This is a genomic window from Arthrobacter sp. H20, from assembly GCF_000520515.1.
In the GTDB taxonomy this organism is placed as follows: Bacteria; Actinomycetota; Actinomycetes; order Actinomycetales; family Micrococcaceae; genus Arthrobacter_D.
The window spans coordinates 20855-28970 of record NZ_KI914714.1 but is presented as its reverse complement, the minus strand read 5'-3'; the positions used below and the strand labels follow the sequence as shown (position 1 = coordinate 28970).

The window sequence follows — 8116 nt, the reverse complement described above, 5'->3', positions numbered from 1 at the left end:
TCTGGCGACTCCCGTGCCCTGGAAGTCGCCAGAGCTTCCTTCTCGGCGGAAGGGTTTGCGCGGGGGCGGGGTCCCCGGCGGTGGGCTACTGCATGGTGAAGGTGCGGGCAATCGTGTTGTGAACGGCCGGCACGGCATTGACCCGGCCGAACAGCGCATTCCGGGCGGTCAGCACCCGCCGCGGGAGGGGTCGCCCCAGCGCCATGTTCAGATGGGCCTGTCTGGCAGCCGTGGCCGCTGCACGACGACGTCGCACGCCGAACGCGGCCAACTCACGGCCGACGTCGTCGCCGTCAACCAGCGAAGCCCTGATAATCGGCACCAGCTCGGTGGCGTCAAGCCAGCCAAGGTTCATGCCCTGCCCGCCGATGGGGCTGACCTGGTGCGCGGCGTCCCCGATCAGCACGGTCCGCCCAGCCACAAAACGCTGAGCCAACCGGCGGTACACGTCGAACGCACTGAGCATCGAGGTGCTTCCCACGTCCACTGCTACCCCGGTCCGGTCAGCAATCAGCTGGGCCAGTGCCCCGGGGGTGGGCGAGGACACCAATGACGGCGTCCGCACCACCCAGCGCCGCACTCCCCCAGCGCCGCACTCCGTCCGGTAGGGGGAAGGACTCGACAATCCCTGTCGGTTCCAGGTACAGCACCGCGGTTGACCGGTCCGCCGACGTGTCAGCGAAGTCACCCATCAGATAGGTGTCCGGATACCGCTGCAGCGAGGTGGCGACGCCAGCACTGGTGCGCACAGTGCTCCTGCCGCCGTCAGCCCCGATCACGATCTGCGCCTGCAGCACTTCTGAAGTCGATGTGGTCACCAGCATCGATTCGCCTGCGTCATGGACATCAGTTACCGATACGCCGCGGCGGAACGCGCCGGGCGCGACGGCGGCAAGCCGGGTTTCCAGCACCTGCTCGGTCTGAATCTGGGGTACGGCCAGGACGAACGGGTAGTCACAGGGCAGGCCAGCGAAGGACAGCCGGGTCACCTCGCGACCGGCGCTGCGGGCCACCCCCTGGTGTATTCGCACCCCGCGAGCGATCAGATCCTCCGCGACCCCTGCCTCGGCCAGCGACTGCAGCGCGGGCGGGTGGATGCCGATGGCGCGGGAGTGAGTGCTACGCGAGGTCCGCTGCTCCAGGACCAGCACGTCCAACCCCGCCTGGCGCAACAGGATCGCCGCGAACAGGCCAACCGGGCCGCCGCCGACCAGGATCACGTCACGCATGGGATGCCCGGTGGATCAACAGATTGTGGGAGGGAAATCCCGCCCTGACCTCCCAGCCCGGTGGGGCGACCTCAGCCAGTTCGGCGGCGGTGTAGCTGCGCCGGATCGACGTCAGCCCGTCCTGCCGGATCAGGGACCGGCGCAGGGGAAGGGCGCCGATGGAGAACAGCACATAGCCGGACCGGCTGCGCTCAATGTCGTTGTGTACAGCAATGCCGTTGCATAGCTGCTCCGAGTCGGACAGGAGCGCCTGCAGTTGGTCAGGCGTCAGGTGATGCAGCAGATGGTTCGAGGTCACGACGTCGAACCGCTCTCCCTCGGCCACCAGTTCGGCGCTGAACGCCCGCCGGAAACTCAGCCCCGACTGGTGCGGCTGGGCGGTGGCGAACGAGTGGGCCCGCTTGTCGGGATCGATGGCAAGGATCGTCAGCTGAACACCATCCCGTTTAGCCCATCGGGCGAACGCCCGCGGCATGTCCCCACCACCGGAACCAATGTCGAGCAGGGTGCTGGGCCGCGACGCCGATAGCTGGGGCCGGATCAGCCCCGCCCAGGTACGCCGCCACCCCGCAACCGCCCCGTTGACCAACCCGAATTGGGCGTAGGTCCGGTCCAGCAGCACCGGATCGCAGTCCGGCTTATCCATCTCCTCTACCGCGCCCAGGTCACGGTGAGCGAGGAACTGCACTCAGGGACCCACCTTGGTGAACAGGGCTGTCTCCACTGTCAGACCGGGCCCAAACGCCATGGAGCAGATCCGCTCATCAGTGCCCTCGAAGGGCTGGTCAAGGATGTGCTTCAACACAAACATGACAGTGGCACTGCTCATGTTGCCATAGTCGCGCAGCGTCTCCCTCGCGGGCACCAACTGGTCCTCTTTCAAATCCAGTTTGGCCTCCACCTTGTCCAGAATGCTGCGCCCGCCCGGGTGGATCGCCCAGTGCTCAATGTCCTTGTACTGCACATCGGTGAGGGTCTCGTCGCGGGCCAGGAGGGGCTCCAACGCTCCCACGATGTGCTCGTCGATGATGTGGGGCACGTAGGTGCCGAGCACCATCTCGAACCCTTCGTCACCGATGTTCCACGCCATTGATTCCTCGCCGACCGGGGTGAGGACCGTCTCGAAGAAGTCGAGGCTCAGCGCGGGTGCCGTCGCTGTGTACTCACGGGCACTGATCACTGCGGCCGCGGCGCCGTCAGCGAACAGGGACGATCCCACTATGGTGTCAGGATTACTGGAGGACCTGACGTGGAGCGAGCAGAGTTCGGCTGCCACCACCAGGACGACGGCGTCCGGCTCGGCCTCGCAGAAGGATTTGGCGGCGCGTAGGGCTGGGAACGCGGCATAGCAGCCCATGAAGCCGAGGTGGTAACGCTGGGTTGCTGGGCTGAGCCCGAGTGCGCGGACCACCTTGTAGTCCGGCCCGGGATTGAAGAAACCGGTGCAGGACACGGTGATGACGTGGGTAATGTCTGCTGGTTCGATGCCTTCGGCTGCCGCGAGAGCCTTGCTGGCCGCCTCGATGAACAGCTTGGTCCCCTCATCCGCATACACCTCGTTGCGGACCTTGGTGCTCGGTGACAGGATGCGCCGCTCAGCCGAATCGAAGAACACAGGATTCTCCGACTGGGCGTCGAGGCTCATTTCCTTCACCGCCGTATACCGGGTCTCGATCCCCGAGGAGTCGAACGCGGCGCCAACCAGCCGGACGCCCAGCCGGCTGAGTCCTGGCTGTGCAGCGAACACATCCCTCACATCGGACTGCACCATCACGGTCTCAGGAACGGCGGTTTCAAGGGACCTCATGATTACTGTCATAGTTCATTCTTAGCGGTGCGAGCCCCTTAAGACAATGCGATCAGCCCTGCAGCAGGTCTGAGCGCCTGTACCGTTGGAGGTGCACAGATCCACAGATACTCTCGCCAAGGAATGACATGCACCCCACCGACCGTCCCCGCCGCTCCCTGAGGGCCGCCGGAGTGCCGTTTCTGGCAACCCTCTGTCTCCTCCTCGCCGGGTGCATGGCCGGTGAACCGGCAGCTGATGGGGCCAACGGGCAGGCGTCGCAAGGGCCCGAGCCGACGACGTTGTCGTCAGCGCCCGCCGTTGGGGTGTCACCCGGCGCGAGCGCGGCACCCACCGCCCCGCCAAGCCGGAGCCCCAGCCCTGAACCACTTCAGCTGCCCCGCGGCGGTACCGACCTGTTTCCGGAGTACCGATTGGTCGGGTTCAGCGGCCACCCCACGGCAGCGGGCATGGGCCGGCTCGGGATCGGCGACATCGACGAGCGGGTCGACGAGATGGAACTACTCGGCGAACAGTACGCCGACGGCCGCAAAGTGATGCCGGTGCTTGAGCTGATCACCGTTGTGGTGCAGGCCTCGCCCGGCGCCGACGGGCTGTACCGGGCGCCAGCCTCCGATGAATTCATCGCCGCCTACCTGGAGGCGGCCCGGCGGCATGACGCGTTGCTGTTGCTCAACATCCAGCCCGGCCGGTCCACCATGACCGAGGAAGTGAAGCTCCTTGAAAAGTGGTTGCTGGAACCCGACGTCGGTCTGGCCCTGGACCCGGAATGGGATATCACCGGGAACCAGCTCCCCGGCCAGACCTATGGGCAGACGGCGGGGGAGGAGATCAACGGCATCGCCAGCTACCTCGATGATCTGGTCACTGAGCACGATTTACCGCAGAAGGCGATGGTCTTTCACCAGGTCGCCTCGTCAGTGGTGACCAACGAGGCGGCGGTGGAGGAGCATGAAGGAGTCGAGGTGATCAAGAGCGTTGACGGAATCGGCGCCCCTGGCGCGAAGATCGAGACGTACAACACGTTGATGCGGCAGCTCCCCGCGACGGTGAATCCTGGCTTCAAACTCTTCTTCGAAGAAGACACAGCTCTCGGTCCGCTCATGCTACCGCCGGAGGTGCTGGCCCTGGAGCCGGCCCCGGACTACGTGCTCTACGAATAGTTGACCGGACCGGCATTGTTGAGTGGGTCACCAAACCTTGGGGCAGCCGGATACGAATGACAGGTAAGCGCAGGCCGGAGTCCGTTGCGGCCCATCACACCTAACCTTCGAGAGCATGAGGAACCATGGTCAGCAGAACCGCAACGATCCTAGGCATTTCAGTGATCACCGCCGGCCTGATCTCTGGGTGCGGGGGGATGGAAGAAAACCCTTTGAACGTCAACGGTGCCCCGGAATCGGCGCAGGGTGTAACGGTCGCCGATGCCCCTGACGCCGTGGTTGTCCCCGCGCCCCCCAGCGAGGACCCACTCCAGCTCGGAGCCAACGGGGCCAAGCTGTGCTCGGTTGAGCCTGCGCTGGGTTACCAGGAATACACGGTGCTGATCCATAACGAGACCCTCGAATCGTTCACCGTCGACGACGTCAGCCTCGGCTCGCCGTCCGGCGTCACGATGAATTCGGCCGAGGTGACCCCCGCGAACCGTGGCGGCCACGGCACTCACGGCATGGCCGACGGAACCGTCATGGGGGGAGGCGGCGAGCACACCAGCGCCCACGGTGCCGGCGAGATGGCCGCTATGGAGGAGATGCCGGAGAACGTGTTCTTCACCGAACCGGTGCCGGCCATCGGATACGAAATCTCGACCCTCGAGTACCTCAACGTGGTGGTTTCTGTCTCGATCGACGAAGGGGCTGAGCGGGGCACGTCCGAATACGTTGAAATCGACTACTCGACCGCCGAGGGGTCCTTCACCGGCCAGCACCCCCTGGCGATTACGATGGACCGCGAGTCCTGCGCCTAGCACCACCCGCTCAGCGGTTAACGATCGGGCTGGCTGGAACCTTCCACCCGCGATAGGCGACAATGGCTGACGTGCTATCTCTGACTTCTGACGCCGCCATCTTTGACCTTCTCGCCACCGAGCTTGGAGTCCACGCCTGGCAGGTGAAGGCTGCCGTGGACCTGCTCGACGCCGGATCGACTGTCCCTTTCGTTGCCCGATACCGCAAAGAAGCGACCGGCTCGCTCGACGACTCACAACTACGCACCCTCGACGAGCGGCTGAGGTATCTGCGCGAGCTGGCGGACCGCCGTCGTGCTGTGCTGGAGTCCATTGAGTCGCAGGGAAAGCTCACCGAGCAGTTGCGTGCCGCTATTGCTGGCGCCGAGACCAAATCCCGTCTCGAAGACATTTACCTGCCTTTCAAGACCAAGCGGCGCACCAAGGCGCAGATCGCCAGAGAGGCGGGGCTGGAACCGCTCGCTGATGCACTGGTGAAGAATCCGTCGCTGGACCCCGCGGCCGAGGCGGCCAGGTACGTGACCGGCGATCTCCCTGATGCTGAGGCAGCGTTAGCCGGTGCCCGGTCGATCCTGGTGGAACGCGCCGGCCAGGACGCTGACCTGTTGACCTCGGCCCGGGAGAGGCTCTGGAAACAGGGCCTCATGCGGTCAAAGGTCCGGGTGGGCAAGGAGACCCAGGGCCAGAAGTTCGCCGACTACTTCCAGTTCGCCCAGGTGCCGTCCACCATGCCCTCGCACCGCGTCCTTGCCCTATTCCGCGGCGAGAAAGAGGGCGTGCTGGAGCTCGCCATCGCCGAGGGAGACCCGGCGCACGCAGACGAGTTCGCCAAAGCACGCGCCCGGTACGAAAACTCGGTGGCGGCGGTGCTGGGGATAGCTGCCGCCGGTCGCCCGGCAGATGCCTGGCTCGCCCAGACAGTCCAGCAGTCGTGGCGCCGGATTCTCGCCAAACTATCGCTGGACCTCCGCGTCCGCCTGTTCGCTGCCGCCGAGACCGAGGCGGTGCGGGTCTTCGCTGCCAACCTCAGGGACGTCCTCCTTGCGGCGCCAGCAGGTGGCAGGACCACGCTGGGTCTCGACCCGGGGCTTCGCACCGGCGTCAAGGTGGCAGTGGTCGATGGCACCGGCAAGGCAGTTGCCACCGACACCGTGTACCCGCACGCACCCTTGAAGAAGTGGGACGCCGCGCTCGCGTCGCTCGCGAGACTGGTGACGGAGTACGACGTCGAACTCATCGCCATCGGCAACGGAACCGCTTCACGGGAGACTGACAAGCTCTCCACCGAGCTGATCAAGCTGATGCCCGAGCGGAAGCTGCAGAAGCTGGTGGTGTCAGAAGCCGGAGCATCAGTCTATTCCGCGTCGGCCCTTGCCTCGGCCGAGCTGCCGGACCTGGATGTGTCCCTGCGGGGGGCGGTGTCGATTGCGCGCCGCCTGCAGGACCCCCTCGCCGAACTGGTGAAGATCGACCCCAAATCCATTGGTGTGGGCCAGTACCAGCACGATGTGACAGCCACCAACCTGGAACGGTCTCTGAACGCTGTCATCGAGGACTGTGTGAACGCAGTGGGTGTGGACGTCAACACGGCGTCGCCCTCGCTCCTGAGCAGGGTGGCCGGCGTCGGGCCGCTGCTCAGCGAAAACATTGTGGCCCACCGCGACGCCAACGGCCGGTTCGCGCGGCGCGCAGATCTCCTGAAGGTGCCGCGGCTCGGCGCCAAGGCGTACGAGCAATGTGCAGGTTTTCTGCGGGTGTTCGGCGGCCCGGAGCCCCTCGACGCCTCAAGCGTCCACCCGGAAGCCTATGGCGTGGCGCGGAAGATTCTCAGCGCGGGCGGCACCGGCCTGCGGGAACCGGACCTGGCGGCCTTCGTTAACGACACCTTCGGGCTGCCAACCATCAAGGACATTGTCGCCGAGCTGGAGAAGCCGGGACGGGACCCGCGGCCCGAATTTGTGACAGCTTCCTTTTCTGAGGGCGTCGAGAAGATTTCCGACCTCAAACCCGGGATGACCCTCGACGGAGTGGTGACCAATGTCGCGGCCTTCGGTGCGTTCGTCGACGTTGGCGTGCATCAGGACGGGCTGGTGCACATCTCGGCCATGTCGAACCGGTTCATCAGCGACCCGCACGAGGTGGTGAAGTCGGGGCAGATGGTCAAAGTGAAGGTGCTGGAGGCCGACCCCGATCGTCAACGGATCTCCCTGACCCTGCGGCTCGACGACGAGCCGGCCGGATCATCTGGCGGGCGTGCTGAGGGTTCCAGGGGTGGCCGTCCGGACAAGCAGCGATCGGACAAGCCCGCAGCGAAACCTCGTGCAGAGAAGGCTCCCGCCTCGTGGATTCCAGCACCACCGGCCAACTCAGCGATGGCTGATGCACTGAAAAAGGCAGGACTGGCGTAGCTGTGTTTCGGCCCAGCGGCTGACTGGATCTAACGCACAACGACGACGGCGACCGCCCGGGAAATCCCGGACGGTCGCCGTCGTCGTAAGTTCAGCTGTTATAGCCTGGGGCTATTTGGCTGGGAGCTGCAGGACGTCACCGGTGAAGATGAGGTCAGCATGAATGATCGTGTCAGCGTTAGCTTCGTACAGTGCCTGCCAGCCACCAACAACGCCAAGCTTCTCGGCAATGGTGCCGAGGGTGTCGCCTGACTCGATGGTGTAGGTGTCGCCGCTGACGGCGGGGGCCGCCACAGGTGGTTCCAGGGGTGGCCGTCCGGACAAGCAGCGATCGGACAAGCCCGCAGCGAAACCTCGTGCAGAGAAGGCTCCCGCCTCGTGGATTCCAGCACCACCGGCCAACTCAGCGATGGCTGATGCACTGAAAAAGGCAGGACTGGCGTAGCTGTGTTTCGGCCCAGCGGCTGACTGGATCTAACGCACAACGACGACGGCGACCGCCCGGGAAATCCCGGACGGTCGCCGTCGTCGTAAGTTCAGCTGTTATAGCCTGGGGCTATTTGGCTGGGAGCTGCAGGACGTCACCGGTGAAGATGAGGTCAGCATGAATGATCGTGTCAGCGTTAGCTTCGTACAGTGCCTGCCAGCCACCAACAACGCCAAGCTTCTCGGCAATGGTGCCGAGGGTGTCGCCTGACTCGATGGT

9 protein-coding genes are annotated in these 8116 nt (G+C 65.1%); 3 read left to right on the top strand and 6 right to left on the bottom strand.

Features of this window, described 5'->3' with window-relative positions:
- Positions 1-85 precede the first annotated feature (85 nt).
- The 4 genes from Y703_RS23310 to Y703_RS0103905 are packed head-to-tail and all read right to left on the bottom strand — an operon-like array spanning position 86 to position 3048.
- A complete protein-coding gene (locus Y703_RS23310; RefSeq protein WP_343212870.1) occupies positions 86-547 on the bottom strand; it encodes an FAD-dependent oxidoreductase in 462 nt (153 codons plus the stop codon).
- Positions 504-1229, bottom strand: coding sequence for an FAD-dependent oxidoreductase (locus Y703_RS23305; RefSeq protein WP_343212869.1), 726 nt, complete (start codon positions 1227-1229; stop codon positions 504-506). The genes Y703_RS23310 and Y703_RS23305 overlap by 44 nt, the downstream gene beginning before the upstream one ends.
- A complete protein-coding gene (locus Y703_RS0103910) occupies positions 1222-1917 on the bottom strand; it encodes a class I SAM-dependent methyltransferase (protein ID WP_026551667.1) in 696 nt (231 codons plus the stop codon). Before Y703_RS0103910 ends, Y703_RS23305 begins: the two co-directional genes overlap by 8 nt.
- Complete coding sequence (locus Y703_RS0103905) at positions 1918-3048, bottom strand: type III polyketide synthase (RefSeq protein ID WP_026551666.1); 1131 nt, start codon at positions 3046-3048, stop codon at positions 1918-1920.
- 116 nt (positions 3049-3164) lie between these two features.
- Here Y703_RS0103905 and Y703_RS17795 point away from each other — a divergent pair, with 116 nt between their 5' ends.
- The 3 genes from Y703_RS17795 (at position 3165) to Y703_RS0103890 (ending at position 7410) form a co-directional block, all read left to right on the top strand.
- A complete protein-coding gene (locus tag Y703_RS17795) occupies positions 3165-4199 on the top strand; it encodes a hypothetical protein (protein WP_216698863.1) in 1035 nt (344 codons plus the stop codon).
- A gap of 125 nt (positions 4200-4324) precedes the next feature.
- On the top strand, positions 4325-5002 hold the full coding sequence (locus Y703_RS0103895; protein WP_026551664.1) for a hypothetical protein: 678 nt from the start codon (positions 4325-4327) through the stop codon (positions 5000-5002).
- 62 nt (positions 5003-5064) lie between these two features.
- On the top strand, positions 5065-7410 hold the full coding sequence (locus tag Y703_RS0103890; RefSeq protein WP_026551663.1) for a Tex family protein: 2346 nt from the start codon (positions 5065-5067) through the stop codon (positions 7408-7410).
- A gap of 111 nt (positions 7411-7521) precedes the next feature.
- On the opposite strand, the gene Y703_RS21910 is transcribed toward Y703_RS0103890, so the two are convergent.
- Together Y703_RS21910 and Y703_RS17785 are read right to left on the bottom strand one after the other, a co-directional pair.
- Positions 7522-7704: a LysM peptidoglycan-binding domain-containing protein gene (locus Y703_RS21910; RefSeq protein ID WP_051427285.1), complete on the bottom strand. Its 183-nt coding sequence runs from the start codon at positions 7702-7704 to the stop codon at positions 7522-7524.
- Positions 7705-7966: 262 nt separating this feature from the next.
- Entirely contained in the window at positions 7967-8113 is a 147-nt protein-coding gene (locus tag Y703_RS17785; protein WP_343212871.1) for a LysM peptidoglycan-binding domain-containing protein, read from the bottom strand.
- Positions 8114-8116: the final 3 nt, after the last annotated feature.

Excerpts from the sequence above, each read along its gene's own strand:
- Y703_RS0103895 (WP_026551664.1), top strand. The coding sequence starts at position 4,325 with ATGGTCAGCAGAACCGCAACGATCCTAGGCATTTCAGTGATCACCGCC.
- Y703_RS0103890 (WP_026551663.1), top strand. The coding sequence starts at position 5,065 with ATGGCTGACGTGCTATCTCTGACTTCTGACGCCGCCATCTTTGACCTT.
- Y703_RS23305 (WP_343212869.1), bottom strand. The coding sequence starts at position 1,229 with ATGCGTGACGTGATCCTGGTCGGCGGCGGCCCGGTTGGCCTGTTCGCG.
- Y703_RS17795 (WP_216698863.1), top strand. The coding sequence starts at position 3,165 with ATGCACCCCACCGACCGTCCCCGCCGCTCCCTGAGGGCCGCCGGAGTG.
- Y703_RS0103905 (WP_026551666.1), bottom strand. The coding sequence starts at position 3,048 with ATGACAGTAATCATGAGGTCCCTTGAAACCGCCGTTCCTGAGACCGTG.